The sequence below is a fragment of the Parasphingorhabdus flavimaris genome (assembly GCF_013371215.1).
Lineage (GTDB): Bacteria > Pseudomonadota > Alphaproteobacteria > Sphingomonadales > Sphingomonadaceae > Parasphingorhabdus > Parasphingorhabdus flavimaris.
In genome coordinates, this window is record NZ_JABWMH010000005.1 from 216372 (window position 1) to 234020 (window position 17649).

A 17649-nucleotide genomic window follows, 5' to 3' on the forward strand; every position below is an offset into this window, starting at 1 on the left:
TTCGGCTTAGAAGCGGATTTCGCAAACCGACATCTTGCCCTGCACCGTGGTCCGCCACTCCCCCGTCCATTGTCCGCCCTGCGAGGCAGCGACGACCGGGCATTTTGTTTTCGCATCCTCTCGGCTCCAGATCGGACCAGCGTTCACATCGCGGGTATTGCCCGATGGCCGGGGTGAGGGCCTGGGTGCTGGCCGGGGCGTTGGGCGCTGCGATGGCGAAGCGCCTCTCCGCCGCGATGCGGACTGGATCTGGTACAGGTCGCTCATCGCACCGCCATTATCGGCATAGCCGACCCATTTTCGATAAAGATCCAGTTGTAGCCGCACATTACGTGACCGGTCGTTCAGATAAACCGACCATTTATCGCGTCCGGTTTCGGTAAAATTGAACATCGCACGGCCTTGCGCGTTATATTCCGTCCAGCGTCCCGGACCGGTTTTTCTGAAACTGCCACCGGAGAAAAAGACCTGCTGAACATTGCGGCCATCGGTCTCCACGCTCCGCGTTGGCGGCGCTGGACGCATTCTGCCCTCGTTGCGATACGCACTGGTTATCGGGTAGAAGTCGCGCTTGGGCCCACCCCTGTCGCCAAGTCTGATCCAGTTGCGGTGGATATCGATTTGCAACTGCACATTGCGCGAAGAATCATTGAGATAGACCGACCAGTCATCGCGACCGGTCTCGCTGAACGTGTATTTTACACGGCCATCAGCACCATATTCGGTCCAGTGACCACGGCCGGTTTCACGAAACAGTCCACCATTGAACCGGACTTCCCATACATTATATCCGTTTACACCCTGCTGCCGACGCTGGGCCAGCGCTGCTTCTGAAAAGACCAGAGATGTCGTTCCAAGCAAGGCCACGGTCAGACTCATAGCCACTGCTTTGTTCAATAATTTCATGTGTTCCCCATTTTCTTTTGCGCGACCCGGGGGAAGGTTGGCACAGAACCGGTGTAGGCAACAAGTCTCTTTATTATAAACACAAAAACCCGCCGGCAATTTGCCGGCGGGTTTTTCGATCTGAGCCAATGGAAAGCCGATCAGACGGCAGCAACTTCATCGAGCGCTTGCGTCAGAGCTTCTTCGCCCCTCACCATCTGCTGGTCAGCGGCCACGATAGTCACGTCATCAATGCCGATGAACCCGAGCACATGGCGCAGATAGCCGGTAGCAAAGTCAATCTCGCTGCCTATTTCCGTACCGCCCGATGCGACCAGAATATAGGCTTTCTTGCCCGTAAGCAGTCCTTCCGGACCATTGGCGGTATAGTGGAACGTTTTGCGCGCCCTGGCCACCATATCGATCCACGCCTTCAATGCTGCCGGAATAGCAAAATTATAGATCGGCGTGCCGATTACCAATATGTCGGCTGCGAATAATTCCGCCACCAGCGTATCGGAGACGGCGAGCTCCGCTTTTTGCCCGTCGTTCCGTTCCGCTTCGTCGGTAAAGTTCGCACCAACCCAGTCTTCGGTCACAAAAGGCAAAGCCTCGGCAAGATCGCGGGTGACGATATTGTCCGGATCGAGTCTTTCGATAAGGGCATCCGTCAAGGCACGGGACGATGATCCGGCCTTGCGGGCGCTTGCATCGATACGGAGGATGTTTTTTATGCTGGTCATGATATTTTCCTAGTGTCAGGGTTGGTGATAGGGATGGAAGGGACGCTCGCTCTAGGGGGACGAGAGAGCGCCCCTTCACCAGGGAGAGTCAGTTCTGCGGCTCCCAAGCTTCGACGAAGACGAATTCTGCATCTTCGATGGCTTCGATCTGCAGCGACGATATATCCCTGATCGCCAGAGAATCCCGCGCGCTGACAATCTCGCCATTGACTTCCACCTGACCGGCGGAACCGACCAGATAGACATGGGCGCCATCAGCAATCCGGTGCTCGACCCTGGTCCCGGTCGAGAGCGTCGCGCCGTAAAGTCGCGCATCCGCCCCGATTTTCAACGCACCCTTGCTGATGTCTTCGTCAAAACCGCTGGCGAGTATTTCCAGCTGTCCGGCCCGTTCGCCCTTGGGGAAGGCTTTCGCGTCCCAGCGCGGTGCACCGCCCGGCGCACGCGGTTCGATCCATATCTGGAACAGCCGGGTTTGCTCGTCCTCCAGATTATATTCGCTGTGCATCACGCCGGTGCCGGCGCTCATCACCTGAACATCGCCTGCCTCTGTGCGGCCCTCATTGCCCATATTGTCGCGATGGGTAATCGCCCCTTCGCGGACATAGGTGATGATTTCCATGTTCTGATGGCCGTGCATCGGAAATCCGGTTTTCGGTTTGATCTCGTCATCATTCCACACCCGGATCGGGCCAAAGCCCATGCGGGCGGGGTCCCAATATTTGCCGAAGGAAAAATGATGGCGGGCCTGTAGCCATTCGTGGTTAACATGGGCCAGATCCTTGAACGTGCGTTTCTCGATCATTGTCTTTCTCCTGCTGGAGCGGCTCTTTCCCGCTCGTCTTGATCTCCAGATAAGCGCGAAGGTTTGTATCCAAAATAGACAAGATAGAAATTGATTGTTTCCGGTTCTTCCCTAATGTCAAAGCCATGACACTACCCGATTACGAAGCCTGGGCGATATTTGCAGCGGTAGCGCGACGCGGCAGTTTTACCGCGGCGGCCAAAGAGCTGAATCTGTCAAAGCCGACCATTTCAAAAGCAATCACCCGGCTCGAGCAAAGCCTAGGCACGGTCCTGTTTCATCGCACTTCCCGCAAAATATCCCTGTCCACCGCCGGGCGCTCGCTGCTCCCCCATGCCCAGCAAATCTCTTATGATGGCGAGGCCGCGATGGAAGCAGCGCGCGACACCACCCATTTACTCAACGGCCGGGTCAGCCTGGCTGCACCCCTAAGCTATGGACTTTCGCATCTGGCGCCGGTGATCGCCGATTTCATGTGCGCATATCCGGAGATCACTGTCGATCTCCAGCTGAACGATGCGCGGGTCGATCTGATCGAGGAAGGTTTCGATTGCGCCATCCGCATTGGCGCCCTCCCCGACAGCAGCCTGAGAGCGATCAAGCTGCGCAATATGAGCGGCTATTTCATTGCCGCCCCGAGCTATATCGAACGCAAGGGCCAGCCCGAAACGCCGACTGATCTTGGCGAGCACGACTGCTTCATATATTCCAACACCCCCAGCCCCGAAGTCTGGTCCATCTCGGACAAGAGTGGCGAGATAACGAACGTTCGGCCCAAGGCCAGATTCCGCAGCAACAACGGTGATGTCATGCTGCCTGCCCTCATCGCTGGACGGGGCATCGGATATTTGCCTGATTTTCTGTGTCAGAAAGCGCTGGATGCAGGCGATCTGATCAATATTCTGCCGGACTGGCACATGGGAGAGATCGCGCTCAATATTGTAATGCCCCCTTCCCGATTGCGGCCGGCACGCGTCGATGCGCTGGTTGACTTTCTGAAAGACAATCTGCGTTAGCCGGGTGCGCGTTGCGCGTCGCTGCATCATTTCCCTGTCCTACATCAGCCCGATTCTCTATCTTGTCCTCATGACCAGCGAAGCTCGGATCAAGGCTGATGGGAAAATGCTGCCAACCGAGGAACATTCTGGATGGTCGGGCAGCATGTTTGCGTCTAGAATCGCGGAACAGGTTTTTTCTCTACACTGTAAACTGTGTAAAGTTCGTCAGCAAAACAGGTCCGAATATTAATGCCGCTGGAGACCATATTTCTGTTCGTGATAGCGGACCTGATGTTTTGCTTCACTCCGGGGCCGGCCACGATGGTTACCGTCAGCCATGCTCTGCCGCTCGGACCCAGGGGCGGGATGCGCGGCGCGCTTGGACCGATTGTCGGTATTAATGTCGGGAATTTTATCTGGTATGCGCTGACCGCTTTCGGGCTCATCGCCCTGATACAGGCTCTTCCGGCCGCCTATGCAACGCTCCGCTGGGTCGGCGTCGCCTATCTCGCATGGATGGGATTGCAGATGCTCAGGGGCGGAGCCAGCAGACTTGCCAAACAATCGGCCAGGAGCGCCAGCTTCAAAAGAGGATTTCTCAACGGCTTGGCGGTGCACATGTCCAACCCCAAGGCCTTGCTCTTCTATACCGCCATCATCCCGCCGTTTATCGACCCGTCGGGAAATCTGATGCTGCAATTCCTGATATTGGCGATATTGACCATTTTTACGGAAACATCCGGCCTCACTTTCTACGCCGCACTGGCATCCAGAGCGCGAAATCTCGGCAAAGCCGACCAGGCACAAATCCTGTTTCAGAAAATTGCCGCGATCGTGCTAATCGGTGCAGCGCTGATATTGGCGTGGTGGAATCTCTCTGACGAAGCCGTCGAGACTGCGTTCAACTTGCCGACAGGAGCGATGGGCTAGATGGAAATCATGATCAGAATATGGTTCAGTCTGTTGGCCCTGACTCTTGCCGCGCCGCTTTCCGCACAGCAGGAACCCGGCAACGGGTTCGATTCCGGCACGATTCTGGCACTGAAAAACCTGCAGCTGCTTGACCAGCGAATGAACAGCATCGGGTATAAGCTGGTTGATGCCAATGCACCCTATTGCGAGCAGAAAACTGCCAGAACCGGACTCCTGCTGAACGATGTCGCCCAATATGCCGATCAGGAGACAGCAAGTTTCGCCCTCGGGTTCAGCGGTTCCGTCGGGATTACTGCAGTGGCGCCAGACAGTCCGACCGACAGAGCCAATTTACTGCCGGGCGATACGCTGCTCGCCATCAATACAATGGCCATCGAGGACATCGCGGTCGACGGCCCCGAGCTGGCGAAAGAGCCTCCCCCCTATCGCAGAGTCGCCGCGATCAACCGGACGATTGAACGGGCGCTGGCCGAAGGCAATGTCGATTTGACGATTTCGCGAGGCGGTATCAATCAGACCATTCCGGTCGCGGCGACCCTGACATGCCCAGGGCAGTTCCAGATTCGGGTCAGCGCCGACAGGAGTGCAAGCGCTGACGGCAAGCTGGTCAGCGTCTCGTCGCGCCTCGCCGAATATTTTCTGGCAGACGATGAATTCGCCGCCGTGGTCGCCCACGAACTCGCCCATAATCTGCTGAAGCATCGAGACCGGCTTGATGCCCAACAGGTCAATCGCGGATTTTTCGGACAATTTGGGGAGAGCGCCAGCCGGATCAAGGCCGCCGAGATCGAGGCCGACCGGCTATCGGTCTGGCTGATGGCCAATGCGGGCTATGACCCGCAAGCGGCAATCCGCTTCTGGACCCGTTATGGCAAGGAACATGGCAAGGGGATTTTCTCTGCCTCGACCCATTATCGCTGGAAAAAGCGGGTGGAATTATTCGAAGAAGAATTGGCAAAAATGGCGAAGATTGAACCCGTTGATGGCAAATTTCCGCCACCGCTGCTGACCAAGGCAGACTGACTCAATCGTCCCGCTCGTAGGCTTCTTTGCAATTGCGGCGCTCTTGCTTGTTTTGTGCTTCGTCCAGGCAAAGATCGCGCTGTTTCTTCCGCTCGGCGAGCACCTTGCGGCCCAGATCCTCTTCCCGCTCGGACTGGGTCTGGGTGGTCGCGTCAACGGCCGTCTCGACCACCGTACCAGCCGCACGGAACGGCGCTGTGACGATCTTGCTCGCGACGCAGCCGGATAACAGTACGGGGACCAGAGCGACCGACAGGATTGGAAATAGGCGCATGCAAAACTCCTCAGATGTTTCCTACAGTCGATAGGCTGAAGTCCGGATGAATGGCCGGGCGGAGTATCACTCGGCCAGCAACTTCTCGGCAATCGTCCGGATATCGCTGCCGATTTCGGGATGAGCCAGCGCCAGCGCCAGATTGGCCTCGACATAGCCCTGTTTCGACCCGCAATCATAACGTTTGCCGTCAAAGGTCATGCCGTGAAACGGCTGCTGGCCGATCATCTGCGCCATCGCGTCGGTCAACTGGATTTCCCCGCCAGCCCCGGCGGCCTGGGTTTCCAATATCCGCATCACTTCGGGCTGCAGGATATAGCGGCCCGGCAGGATCAGATTGGATGGCGCGGTGCCTGCAGGGGGCTTCTCCACTAGACCTTTGACCTCGGTTATCGGCCCGTCGCGTTTGCCGGGATCGATCACACCATAAGACGGCGTGTCCTCGAACGGAATTTCCAGCGCGCAGACGATATTGCCACCGAGCTTTTCGTAAGCGCCGACCATCTGACTCATGCAGCCGGGCGAACCGACCATGAACTCGTCGGGCAGGAAAATCGCGAACGGCTCGTCGCCGATGATGTCCCGGGCGCACCAGATAGCGTGGCCAAGGCCAAGCGGTTCCTGTTGCCGAACGAAAACACAGTCGCCCGGCCGGAGACGGGTTCCTTCGAGGACCGACCGGTCTTTTGATCGATCGGCCATCGTGTGCTCCAGTTCATAGGCCATGTCGAAATGATCCTCGATCATGCCCTTGCCGCGGCCGTTGACGAAGATCATCTGCTCGATTCCAGCTTCGAGTGCTTCATCGACAGCATATTGGAGGAGCGGCCGGTCGACGATCGGAAAAAGTTCTTTGGGCATGACCTTGGTCGCCGGCAGGAAGCGGGTTCCCATGCCGGCAACGGGAAAGACGGCTTTTCTGATCGGTTTCATAGGTCTGTCCTAGTTCTTCAATTTATCGGCGAAACTGGTGCGCAATTTCTGCAATTTCGGAGGAATGGTAGCGACACAATAAGGATTGCTGCGTCCTTCGTCCGCCCAATATTGCTGATGATAGTCTTCCGCCACATACCATGGTGCCGGCCCTTCAATTGTCGTCACAATCGTTTCGGAGCGCCCCTCTCCGGCGCGTTTGATAGCGTTTTCCGCCTCGGCGCGCTGTTCATCGTCCAGCGGAAAAATTGCCGAGCGATACTGGGTGCCAATGTCATTGCCCTGCCGATTGAGCTGGGTCGGATCATGGGTCGCAAAGAAAATATCCAGCAGATCGGAATAGCTTACCAGCGCATCGTCAAATCCGAGCTTGATCGCTTCGGCGTGACCGGTGGTACCCGAACAAACCTCGCGATAGGTAGGATTGGGCTGCTCGCCTCCGATATAGCCGCTCTCGACGGAATTCACCCCGGCGATGTCATTGAACACCGCTTCGGTGCACCAGAAGCAACCGCCGGCCAAAATGGCTTCCTGCTGTGCCATATAAACTCCTTTTACGCAGTGGCGGTGACGCCCCTGCCATTACTGTCTTTACTCTCTTCATCGCGCATGGCGACCAACAGATACATGGCGGGTGTGACCACCCGAGACAAGAGGGTCGAGCTAATCAAGCCCCCGATGATGATAACCGCCAGCGGACCGTATAGCGCACCACCCCAGAAGGCGAGCGGGGTCAATCCACCGATGGCGGTGATCGACGTCAGCAGAACGGGAAGGAAGCGGACCTCTCCGGCCTTTTCGATGGCAGCCCGCAGGCCCATGCCCTGCTCGCGCAACTGGGTGGTGAAATCGACCAGCAGTATCGAATTTTTGATTTCAATCCCGATCAGCGCAATAAAACCGATGATGGCCATGACGCTGAGCGAATTGCCGGTGATGAACAGGGCGAGAATGCCTCCGAACGTTCCAAGCGGAATGACGCCTGCAACCACAATCGTCTCGCGGAACCGCCGAAATTCGGCGACCAGAATCGCAAAAATCAGCATGATCGCCGTGATGATCAGCGGACCGAAATTGCCGAATGTCTCGCCGATAGCTTCCGATTCGCCGCCGATCGACCACTCATATCCTTCGGGGAAATCGATCTGCTCCAGCTTCTCGACCGCGCGGTCATTGATCGTCGACGGCACTTCACCGAAATCGACCTGGGCAGTGACCAGCACCGTTCTTTGCAGCTGGTAGCGCTGGATTTGCGGCGTCACGTTGGTCAGCTTGGGGTCGGTTATCTGCGACAATGGCACAGGATCACCCGACCGGGTCGCCACATAGATCTTGTCGAGCACCGATATCGGAAGATTGTCGACAAAGGGATAGCGAACGATCACCGGATAATTATCCCCTTCCTGATCGCGGAAAGATGCTGCGCGTTCTCCACTGATCGCCAGCCGGATCGCCCGTCGCGGTCCGCCCGATGGAATATCGAGCAACGCCGCTTTCTGTTCATCGAGACCAATATTCAGGTCGATCTTGTCGGTATCCACCGGATTGACGATATCACGCGCCCCCGGTGTCTCCCGCAGGACATCCGCGACCTTTCCGGACAATTGCTTGAGCTTGTCCAGTTCTGGGCCTGCCACCCGGATGACAATCGGAGCTTCCACCGGGGTCCCGTTCTGGAAAAGCTCAATCTTCACCCGCGCTCCGGCAATCTGATCAAGTTGTTTCCGCAACCTGTTGATCATCTCGGGACCTTCGCTTGTGTCCCATTCATCCATCACTGCCAGTACTTCGCCATAGTTGGTCCGCTCTGCCCTCGGGCCAACATTATAGAAAACCTGGGGGTTACCGTTCCCGATATTTTCCGCCCGCACTTTTATGCTCGGTTCGGTTTCGAGCACCTTTGTGACTTCAGCTACGATCTTGTCGGTGCGCTCAAGGCTGCTACCCTGTTCTGCCTCGACAGAGACCCGGAAATAGGGTGCGTCGGCAAACGGGAAAAGCGAAAATCCCAGGACCGGGACGAGCGCGAAGGCCGACAGGCACAAGGCCATGGCCAGCACTACCGTCTTGACCGGCGCCCCGAGAGCGATGTGCAGAAAAGGACGGTAGAATCGCTGAATCTTGTTATTCACCCAGCGGAGCGCTGGATTGCCTTCCGGATCCTCGTCCCGTCGCAGAAGGCGACTGGCGAGAAACGGGATGACCGACAGGGAAATGAGCAACGAGGCGAGCACCGTCGCGATAATGGCGATGAAGAAAGACCGGGTATAGGAACCGGCGCCACCGGGAAGAAACAGCAGTGGCACAAAAGCCAGCACCAGAACGGCGGTAGAGCCGATGACCGCCGCACGGATTTCCAGGCTGGCCTCGATCGCCGCTCGGGTTCGGGTCTTGCCCATTCGCAAATGCCTGGCGATATTCTCTGTCACCACGATACTATCGTCAACCAGCAAGCCCAGCGAAACGATGAAACCGGCAATCGAGAGCTGGCTGAGATTATATCCCATCGCGTAAAGAACCAGCAGGCCCGATGCGAGCGAGAGCGGGATCGAAATCATGACGATTGCCGAAGACCGAAAACCCAGTGGCAATAGCGTGAAAATGACCAAGGCAATCGCAATCGTGAAGTCGCGGGCCAGTTCGTTCAACCGCCGCTTCACATCACGACTCTGGTCGAATTGCATAACCAGCTTGATATCCGGCGGCAAAATAGTCCGCTGCCGTTCGAGTTCGATATCCAGCTGTTCCTTCAGGCGGGTGACATCGACGCCATCCTTCTGGGTCACGGTAAGAAACACCGCGCGCTGGCCATTGTGGCGAGTCCTGTATATCTGTTCCCCGGCCCCCCAGTCGACCGTCGCGACATCGCCAACCGTCAAAAGCGACCCGTCGGAAGCCCGCAGCGGCAATCCGCGGATGGCATCGAGATTCCGAAAGGCGCCACCGGCTTCGACGTTCAGCCTCCGTTCCCCGCTCTGCACAGCGCCCCCGGGCAAGTCAGCTCCGCCCTGGCGAACCACATCGGCAATCGCACTGGCCGGAACCCGTAGTTCGGACAAGCGATCAGCATCGACCGCAACGCTGACCTCCGGTTGCGGAAGACCGAATATCCGCGCTTCGCGCGTGCCCGGATTGCGGGTGAAGACATCGACCATGTCATCAGCATATTTTTCCATCCGTCGCCACGAAGCGGTTTCACTGATCAAGGCCACCTGCATGACGGCGGCTTCGGTGGTCCGGATCTTGCGATATTCGAGTCGCTGCAAATCTTCGGGAAGCTGGTCGCGGATCGCGGATACCGCTCGCACGACATCGTCGTAATAACCGTCAACATCACCCGACCATTCGCTGAATTCGACGTTGATCACCGTCCCCCCATCGGTGCTTGTCGATTGGACCTCGACTATATCATCAAGCCCCTGAACGACCTCTTCAATCGGCTTGGCGACCGTCTCTTCCATCTCCTGGGCATCGGCTCCAGGCTGGATCGCAATGATGTTGACCGCCGGGATAGGAAAATGCGCGTCGACGGCCTTGGGAATATTCACCAGTGCGCTAATGCCCAGAACCACAAGGAGCGTAAAAAGTACGAGGCTGAGTTGCCAGCGCGAGATGACGAACTTGGCAAGCATATCAGGCGGGTGAGTCCCTGTGATGCAAGGCGCCGGTCATTCCGCGGCTCGAATAGGCTTGATCAAGTCGCCGTCCCGCAATTTCTCGACGCCGCGCGTCACGATGACGTCGCCTTCCTTCAATCCTGTCAGGATTTCGAGATTCCTGTCGGTCAGCTCGCCAATGCTGACATTGCGCTGCCTCACCCGGTTCTTGCTATCGACAACGAACACCAGGCCTTCGCCGGTCCGAATACCGAATATCGCATTGGCGGGAATCGCCAGGCTTGCCGAAGAGTTACGCGACACCTCAACTTCTACCTTGCCCAATTGCCCCGAACGCAGGCGGTCGTTGCCGGGCAGCAAGAAGCTGACTTCGAAGGTTCCGGTACGCTCGTCAGCACGCGCGTCTTTTTCGCTTACCACCGCATCAATCGGCAGATCCGAAATAGCAGAAACGAAAACTTTGGCACGCATGCCGGGGTTAACCCGAGCAGCATCAGCGTCGGTCATCGGAACGCGCAGGACAAAACCCTTGTCGACTTCGCCGATCACCAGTGCGGTGGTGCCAGCGGCGACAATCTGCCCTGCATCGATATTGCGGGTGAGGATTATGCCATTTCCCGGCGCAATGATGGACGCAGTGCGGCTGGCAAATTCTGTTGACTGGACCTTCGCCCGGGCGGCGCGCAGAGCCGCTTCCGATTGCTCAAGCCGGGCTTTGGTTACCCAGCCGTCCTTGAACAATTTCTCGATACGACCGAATTCGGATTCGGCGCGATCACGTTCCGCTCGCGCTGCGCCAAGGTCCGCTGCAACATTGCTATTGTCGAGAGCGGCGAGAACCGCGCCGCGCTTCACCCTGTCCCCTTCCTCGAACCGGACCGAAGCGACTTGGCCGCCGGTCGTAAAACCTAGTGATGTTTCGCGGCGCAGCCGAACGGTGCCCGCGGAGACAATCAATTCATTTTCGCTGGCCGGCTGGACAATGGAAACGGCCACCGGAATGGCATCGGTGGATTGCGGCTTGGCCTCCGGTTCACTGACGCCACATCCCGACAACAAAACCAGACCGACGGAAATCGATATTATCGTTCTACCAAGCCTCATATCGCGAACCACCACCCCTATGGTCTTCTTAGGTGGCTATCCGGGCATGACAAATAGAAAATTGTGAAATGAAACCAAAAAGGGCCGGATTGTGAAACCCGACCCCGTTATTGTGCCATAAAAGATTCAGTATCAGCCTTCCGTGCCGACAATATCTTGACCCGACCCGCCGACGATCTTGTATACGATACCAGCCAATATGGCACCGCCGATCGGCGCAATCCAGAAAACCCAGAGCTGTGACAATGCAATGCCGCCTTCGATCAGCGCAGGGCCGGTACTTCTTGCGGGGTTGACCGAAGTGTTGGTCACCGGAATGCTGATCAGATGAATCAGCGTCAGTCCCAGGCCGATCGCGAGCGGGGCGAAACCGACCGGAGCACGACCATCGGTTGCACCCAATATGATCAGCAGGAAGAAGAATGTCAGCAAAACCTCGATCGCGATCCCGGCTCCCATCGCATAGCCTCCAGGTGATTTGTCACCGAATCCGTTCGCGGCCAGTCCGTTCACGGCAAGATCGAATTCCGGATTGCCTGATGCAATCCAGTAAAGCGCCGCTGCGGCTGCAATCGCACCGAAAACCTGGGCTATAATATAGACTGGGATTTCATTGGCCGGGAAACGTCCCCCCACCCACAGGCCGACGGTTACGGCCGGGTTGAGGTGGCATCCGCTGATATGACCAATGGCATAAGCCATTGTGACAACCGTAAGACCAAAAGCCAGAGAAACGCCTAGAAGCCCAATTCCGACTTCGGGGAAAGCTGCGGATATTACCGCACTGCCACACCCGCCAAATACAAGCCAAAATGTCCCGAGAAATTCTGCTAATGATTTTTGTACAGTTGTCATAATATCCCTCCCGCTCCGTGTCTCGCACGGAGATTTTCTGTGCTACCCATATTCACTGTACAGTAAACGGACATTACCTCCAAGATGAGGACCTGTAATAGTATGTAAACTGGCTATTATACGGGCGTAGCCGCACGACGGAGGCGGTCATTCAAGGCGACACCGATACCATTGTCAGGGATGGGAGCCACCGCGATCCTGGCTTTGCCACTCGCGTCAGCGTCGTGCAGCGCGGCGAACAAAAGACTGGCGGCTTCCGCCAAATCCGAATGCGGCGACAGATTGCGGTTGCCCGCGATTGGCCCAAAGCCGATGTGATATTCATCATCGTCAACCGTCGCTGCATTGAGGCGAAGCGGTTTCTCGGGTGCATAATGCGACGCCAACTGACCAGGCGCTTCGATTTTACCCCCATCCGCGATAGTGGGTGGTTTACCTGCGATTTGCTCAAGTTCCGCCTGCGTAACCGGCCCCGGTCGTAATATCCGGTAATTCCCATTATCAACGGCAACGATCGTGGATTCAATGCCCGTTTCACAGGCACCTCCATCCAAGATCAACGGCGCGCTATCGCCCAGACTGCGTTCAACATGATCCGCCGTGGTCGGGCTGATCCCGCCGCTGCGGTTGGCCGATGGCGCCGCGAGAAACAGGCCCGATTCCATCAGCAATTCGCGCATCACCGGATGCGCCGGACAGCGCAAGGCTATCGTATCAAGCCCGGCAGTCACCGCCGCGGCAACCGGACAATTTTCGTTTCTGGGGACGACAAGTGTCAAAGGCCCTGGCCACAGAGCCTCCGCGAACCGGGTCGCGAGATCACCAAATTGTCCGAGCGTCCTCGCTGAATCCAGATCGGCCGCGTGGACGATCAGCGGATTGAAATCCGGGCGGCCCTTGGTCCGGTATATCTCCGCAACAGCGGCTGCATTGGTCGAATCGGCAGCCAGACCGTAGACGGTTTCGGTCGGAACGGCGACCAGCCCTCCTTCGCGCAAACGCGCCACAGCTTCGCCGATCGTCGCGGTGCCGTAGCGGCGCGCCTGTTCACCAATATGATCATTTGAGCCAGACATGACCCTGCGCTATAGCGCTGCGGAAAATCAGGCAACAACGGATAGCAAATTCATGAGTTTTACAGCCCCCGGTCGCGAACAAAATTTTGTCCTCAAACATATTGCCGAAATTGGCGAGCTGGCTGAACATGAGCGCTTTGCCGGTGCGAGCGACGATATGGTCGAAGCCATTGTCGAAGGCATCGGCCAGTTTGCAGCAGGTGAATTTGCGCCGATCAACCGGATTGGCGACACCGTCGGCGCCAAATGGGATGACGGCAAGGTCACGATGCCCGAGGGGTTCAAACAGGCCTATGCGCAATTTGTCGAAGGCGGCTGGGCGTCGATTGACGGAGCGGAAGATTTTGGCGGTCAGGGCCTGCCTTACTCGCTGTCAGCATTGATCCTCGAAACCTGCGGCGCCGCCAATTTCGCCTTCACCCTTTGCCCGATGCTCAGCTTTGGCGCGATCGAGGCGATCCATGTGCACGGGTCGGACGAACAGAAAGCGCATTATCTGCCAAACCTGATTTCCGGCGCCTGGACCGGCACGATGAATCTGACCGAGCCGCAGGCTGGTTCCGATGTCGGGGCCCTGCGCTCTACCGCAGAGCCGATTACTGAGGGCGAACATGCCGGCAAATACCGGATCAAGGGTCAGAAAATCTATATCACCTTTGGCGAACATGATCTGACCGACAATATTGTCCATCTCGTGCTTGCACGGACACCGGACGCTCCGGAAGGGACAAGAGGCATTTCCTTGTTCATCGTGCCCAAATATCATCTTGATGCGGACGGCAAGCCCGGTGCCCCCAATGACGTGACCTGCGTTTCGATCGAACACAAGATCGGCATCCACGCCTCACCAACCTGCGTCATGGCTTACGGCGAGCAGGACGAGTGTATTGGCGAGATGATCGGCGGCGAATTTGGCGGCATGAGGGCGATGTTCACGATGATGAACAATGCCCGCATCAATGTCGGCTCGCAAGGCGTGCAGATTGCCGAGCGGGCAACCCAGCAGGCCAGCCAGTTCGCGGCAGAACGCATACAATCCGCCCGTGCAGGCAGTGGCGACAAGGCCCCTGTCGCGATAATCGAGCATCCCGACGTACGCCGTATGTTGCTGCGGTCCAAGGCGCTGACACAGGCAGCACGGGCATTGCTTTATTATGCAACGTCGAGCGTCGATCGCGCGACCCTGGGCATCGAAGGCGCCAAATCCCGCGCCGAAATCCTCACGCCGCTGATCAAGGGCTATGGCACCGACATCGGCAATGAAGTCGCGTCTATCGGTGTGCAAGTGCACGGCGGCATGGGCTTCATCGAGGAAACCGGAGCCGGCCAGCACTTCCGCGATGCCCGGATTGCACCGATCTATGAAGGTACCAATGGCATTCAGGCCGCCGACCTCGTGGGCCGTAAACTGGGCCTCGATGGTGGCGAGGCGATGGCCACGCTGATTGCCGATATCCGGTCCGAAGCCAGGGAAGACGAGAATCTGCTGGCACTGGCAAACGCCTGCGAGGATATAATGCGCTGGATGGCAAGCGGCGACGCATCCATCGACGACCGTTTGGCCGGCAGCTATGCATTCATGACCATGCTGGCGACCGCGACATGCGGCATGCTGATGAAGAAACAGCACCGGATTGCAAGTGCCGAACTGGCAAGCGGCGATGACCCGTTCCTCAAGGCCAAGCTGGTGACGACCCGCTATTATCTCGACCATATCGTTCCGGAAGCATTGGGCCTCAAGGCTGCTGCGATGGGCGGAGCGGATATTCTCTATCGCCTCAGCAGCGCCGAACTGGCTGGCTGATCGTGACCGAACAGGGCAACAAGGCCGTTCTGGAGCGCATTGCCGATGCGCTGGAACGGCTTGCGCCGCCACCTGCCCGACCGGCTGACTGGGCATCCGGTGATGCCTTTTTCTGGGATACTGCCGGGGCCAGAGAGATCGAACCATTTGAACCGACCGACATCGATCTGCTCACCGGCATCGATTCCCAGAAAGCCCGTCTGCTAGACAATAGCAGCCGCCACGCCAACGGCCACGCAGCCCATGACGTGCTGCTCTGGGGTTCGCGTGGCATGGGCAAGTCGGCATTGTCAAAGGCGGTGGTCCGGGCGCTGCAGCAGCAAGGGCACGATATTGCTCTGGTCGAGGCCGCATCCGACCAACTCGCAAGTCTGCCTGCGCTATTTGACCTTCTGGCACGCGAAAAGCGCCGGTTCATATTGTTCGTCGACGACATCGGATTTGTCGAAGGCAGCAGCGAGCCGCGCATTCTCCGATCCATGCTCGAGGGCGGCGCGAGCCAGCGTCCAGCCAATGTTCGACTATATGTGACCTCGAACCGTCGCCACATTGTTCCACGCCAGATGAGCGAGCAGGATGATCCGATCAACCCGCGCGACGCGGTCGATGACCAGTTGGCGCTGTCTGATCGCTTCGGCTTGCGGCTCGGCTTCCATGCCGCGTCTCAGGAGGACTATCTGGCGATCATCACCCGATATGCCGCGGCCCATGGCCTGAGCCTCGAACGCGAAGACGCCCTTCTGTGGGCGAAACAGCATGGCAGCCGGTCGGGCCGTGTCGCGTGGCAATATATCGTTGAACTGGCCGGACGAACCGGAAAGCCTCTGACCTAGCCTATTGCGCTGCCTTGGCGTCTGCTTTGGCTGCGTCCTTGCGCGACACCCGCCAGATGATCCCGCCGACATCGTCACTGACCAGCAATGCACCGGTCTGGTCAAAAGCCACCATCGTCGGACGACCCCGCGCCACGTCATCCTCACTGGTGAAGCCGCTCAGAATCGTGACCGGCTTGCCTTCCGGCTCGCCGCGCAGGTTGAAATTGACATAGACCACGTCATAGCCCGCCAGCGGTTTGCGGTTCCACGAGCCGTGGCGTGCGACTATCGCACCGCTGGCAAATGGCTTGCCCAGCGCCTGACCATGCGAAAAGGCAAGGCCAAGCGGTGCGACATGGGCACCCAGCGCATAGTCCGGACGCCGCTCATATTGCCGGTGGTCGAGATTCTTCGGGTCGACCCTCGGATCGACATAGCCGCCCCAAAAATGCCACGGCCAGCCATAATGGGCGCCCCAGCGCACCTCGGTGAGATAATCCGGGACCATGTCGCTGCCGAGCATGTCGCGCTCGTTGACCACGGTGTAGAATTTGTCGGTGCCGGGCAGATATGCCATGCCCACCGGATTGCGCATCCCGGCGGCGTAGATCGCCTTCTTGTTGGTCGCGAGTTCGACCTGCAATATGGCGGCGCGCTGTTTTTCGGTGTCCATGCCGTTTTCGCCGATATTGCTGTTCGATCCGACCGAAACATAGAGATATTTACCGTCCTGGCTGGCAAGCAAATCGCGGGTCCAGTGGTTATTCGGTGCCTTTGCATTGAGGTTGGCAACCTTGCGTCCTTCGGCGGTGATTGCGGTTTCGCCCTCGACATAAGGATAGGCATAGACCGCGTCGGTATTGGCGACGTAAAGCGTGTCTTCGATCAACGCCATGCCGAACGGAGAATTGAGATTTTCAAGAAACGGGAAACGCTCGTCGACCTTACCGTCCTTATCGCTGTCGCGTAGCAGGACTATCCGGTTCGCCGATTCGGTGCCTGCCCCGGCCTTGCTCATCAGATTGCGCATGACCCAGCCTTCGATACCTTTGTTGGTCCGTGGCGGGCTGTTGGTCTCGGCGACCAGAAGATCACCATTGGGCAAGCGGAACATGCTCCGCGGATGATCCAGACCCTCGGCAAAGCGTTCTACGACCAACCCTTCCGCGGCGACTGGACCTTCGCCTTCGCCCCAGGGTTCGGCCTTCGCAATATTGATGGTTGGAAAGTTTTCCGAACGGACATCGCTTAACGTCGGTTCAACCCCGGTGGTTGCCTCCAGCGGCAAGCGAGCGGTATCGCCACGCGTGAAATAATATCCTGCGCCGACGCCAAGGACGATCAGCAGAATCGCGACATTTCTGATATGTTTCAACATGACGCGATAATAGATGGCGTCAAAGGTCCTGACAAGCGCGGTCTGTAAGGTTCAGCGGCCTTTGAGCCAGACAAGCAGCGCAGCGGCTGCGCCCAGTGCCAGGCCGGCTAGCAGACCGGCTGAAGGCTGGCCCAGAAAGCCTCCGGCAAATACGCCGACGATCGCGCCAATCGCGATGAACACGCCTCCGCCCAGACGGTTTTCCGATCCGTCACTGGAAGAATTGGAAGCATGTTTTGGTGTCTCGGGGTTCATGAAAAAGGCCTTAAACGACGATGGGGCCCATGGCCAGAGATTCCCGTTCAAGATATGGTCAACTCGCTGTTAACCTCAGCTTTTCAAGATATTTCCACTCGTCAATCCTACTGTCCAAGGTTCAGAACGGAGGCAGGGTCGCTTCCTGAAA

The 17649-nt window shown here is 57.7% G+C and carries 17 protein-coding genes; 5 read left to right on the forward strand and 12 right to left on the reverse strand.

From position 1 onward, the window contains the following. Positions 1-6: 6 nt before the first annotated feature. The 3 genes from HUO14_RS16200 to HUO14_RS15705 all read right to left on the reverse strand — a co-directional run bounded on the left by HUO14_RS16200 (position 7) and on the right by HUO14_RS15705 (position 2433). Positions 7-906 (reverse strand): mannan-binding lectin, encoded by a 900-nt coding sequence (locus HUO14_RS16200; protein ID WP_217908048.1) that lies wholly within the window; start codon positions 904-906, stop codon positions 7-9. A gap of 140 nt (positions 907-1046) precedes the next feature. Next, positions 1047-1628 carry an FMN-dependent NADH-azoreductase gene (locus HUO14_RS15700; protein ID WP_176280777.1) on the reverse strand — a complete coding sequence of 194 codons (582 nt, stop codon included), beginning with the start codon at positions 1626-1628 and terminating at the stop codon, positions 1047-1049. 88 nt (positions 1629-1716) lie between these two features. Further along, positions 1717-2433 carry a pirin family protein gene (locus HUO14_RS15705; RefSeq protein WP_176280778.1) on the reverse strand — a complete coding sequence of 239 codons (717 nt, stop codon included), beginning with the start codon at positions 2431-2433 and terminating at the stop codon, positions 1717-1719. 125 nt (positions 2434-2558) lie between these two features. Here HUO14_RS15705 and HUO14_RS15710 point away from each other — a divergent pair, with 125 nt between their 5' ends. The 3 genes from HUO14_RS15710 (at position 2559) to HUO14_RS15720 (ending at position 5387) form a co-directional block, all read left to right on the forward strand. Continuing rightward, positions 2559-3449 (forward strand): LysR family transcriptional regulator, encoded by an 891-nt coding sequence (locus tag HUO14_RS15710; RefSeq protein WP_176280779.1) that lies wholly within the window; start codon positions 2559-2561, stop codon positions 3447-3449. 231 nt (positions 3450-3680) lie between these two features. Continuing rightward, the gene (locus tag HUO14_RS15715; RefSeq protein WP_176280780.1) at positions 3681-4361 is read left to right on the forward strand and encodes a LysE family translocator; all 681 of its coding nucleotides are present in this window, start codon (positions 3681-3683) and stop codon (positions 4359-4361) included. Next, positions 4362-5387 carry a M48 family metallopeptidase gene (locus tag HUO14_RS15720; RefSeq protein ID WP_176280781.1) on the forward strand — a complete coding sequence of 342 codons (1026 nt, stop codon included), beginning with the start codon at positions 4362-4364 and terminating at the stop codon, positions 5385-5387. It begins immediately after the preceding gene. A 1-nt stretch (position 5388) separates the two neighbouring features. On the opposite strand, the gene HUO14_RS15725 is transcribed toward HUO14_RS15720, so the two are convergent. From HUO14_RS15725 to HUO14_RS15755, 7 genes are all read right to left on the reverse strand, one after another. Then, positions 5389-5661 (reverse strand): DUF6726 family protein, encoded by a 273-nt coding sequence (locus tag HUO14_RS15725; protein WP_176280782.1) that lies wholly within the window; start codon positions 5659-5661, stop codon positions 5389-5391. Between the two features lie 66 nt (positions 5662-5727). Then, complete coding sequence (locus HUO14_RS15730; protein WP_176280783.1) at positions 5728-6594, reverse strand: UTP--glucose-1-phosphate uridylyltransferase; 867 nt, start codon at positions 6592-6594, stop codon at positions 5728-5730. A gap of 9 nt (positions 6595-6603) precedes the next feature. Continuing rightward, positions 6604-7137 (reverse strand): peptide-methionine (S)-S-oxide reductase MsrA, encoded by a 534-nt coding sequence (msrA, locus tag HUO14_RS15735; RefSeq protein ID WP_176280784.1) that lies wholly within the window; start codon positions 7135-7137, stop codon positions 6604-6606. An 11-nt stretch (positions 7138-7148) separates the two neighbouring features. Continuing rightward, on the reverse strand, positions 7149-10226 hold the full coding sequence (locus tag HUO14_RS15740) for an efflux RND transporter permease subunit (RefSeq protein ID WP_176280785.1): 3078 nt from the start codon (positions 10224-10226) through the stop codon (positions 7149-7151). A 36-nt stretch (positions 10227-10262) separates the two neighbouring features. Continuing rightward, a complete protein-coding gene (locus HUO14_RS15745; RefSeq protein WP_176280786.1) occupies positions 10263-11315 on the reverse strand; it encodes an efflux RND transporter periplasmic adaptor subunit in 1053 nt (350 codons plus the stop codon). Positions 11316-11447: 132 nt separating this feature from the next. Continuing rightward, positions 11448-12170: an aquaporin Z gene (gene aqpZ, locus HUO14_RS15750; RefSeq protein ID WP_176280787.1), complete on the reverse strand. Its 723-nt coding sequence runs from the start codon at positions 12168-12170 to the stop codon at positions 11448-11450. A 116-nt stretch (positions 12171-12286) separates the two neighbouring features. Continuing rightward, positions 12287-13246, reverse strand: a complete 960-nt coding sequence (locus HUO14_RS15755) for an L-threonylcarbamoyladenylate synthase (RefSeq protein WP_176280788.1) — start codon at positions 13244-13246, stop codon at positions 12287-12289. Positions 13247-13298: 52 nt separating this feature from the next. On the opposite strand from HUO14_RS15755, the gene HUO14_RS15760 reads away from it, so the two are divergent. Continuing rightward, a complete protein-coding gene (locus tag HUO14_RS15760; protein ID WP_176280789.1) occupies positions 13299-15050 on the forward strand; it encodes an acyl-CoA dehydrogenase family protein in 1752 nt (583 codons plus the stop codon). Between the two features lie 2 nt (positions 15051-15052). Further along, the gene (locus tag HUO14_RS15765; RefSeq protein WP_176280790.1) at positions 15053-15883 is read left to right on the forward strand and encodes a DUF815 domain-containing protein; all 831 of its coding nucleotides are present in this window, start codon (positions 15053-15055) and stop codon (positions 15881-15883) included. Between the two features lies 1 nt (position 15884). On the opposite strand, the gene HUO14_RS15770 is transcribed toward HUO14_RS15765, so the two are convergent. Then, positions 15885-17243, reverse strand: coding sequence for a PQQ-dependent sugar dehydrogenase (locus tag HUO14_RS15770; RefSeq protein ID WP_176280791.1), 1359 nt, complete (start codon positions 17241-17243; stop codon positions 15885-15887). A gap of 51 nt (positions 17244-17294) precedes the next feature. Continuing rightward, on the reverse strand, positions 17295-17498 hold the full coding sequence (locus tag HUO14_RS15775) for a hypothetical protein (protein ID WP_176280585.1): 204 nt from the start codon (positions 17496-17498) through the stop codon (positions 17295-17297). Positions 17499-17649 lie beyond the last annotated feature (151 nt).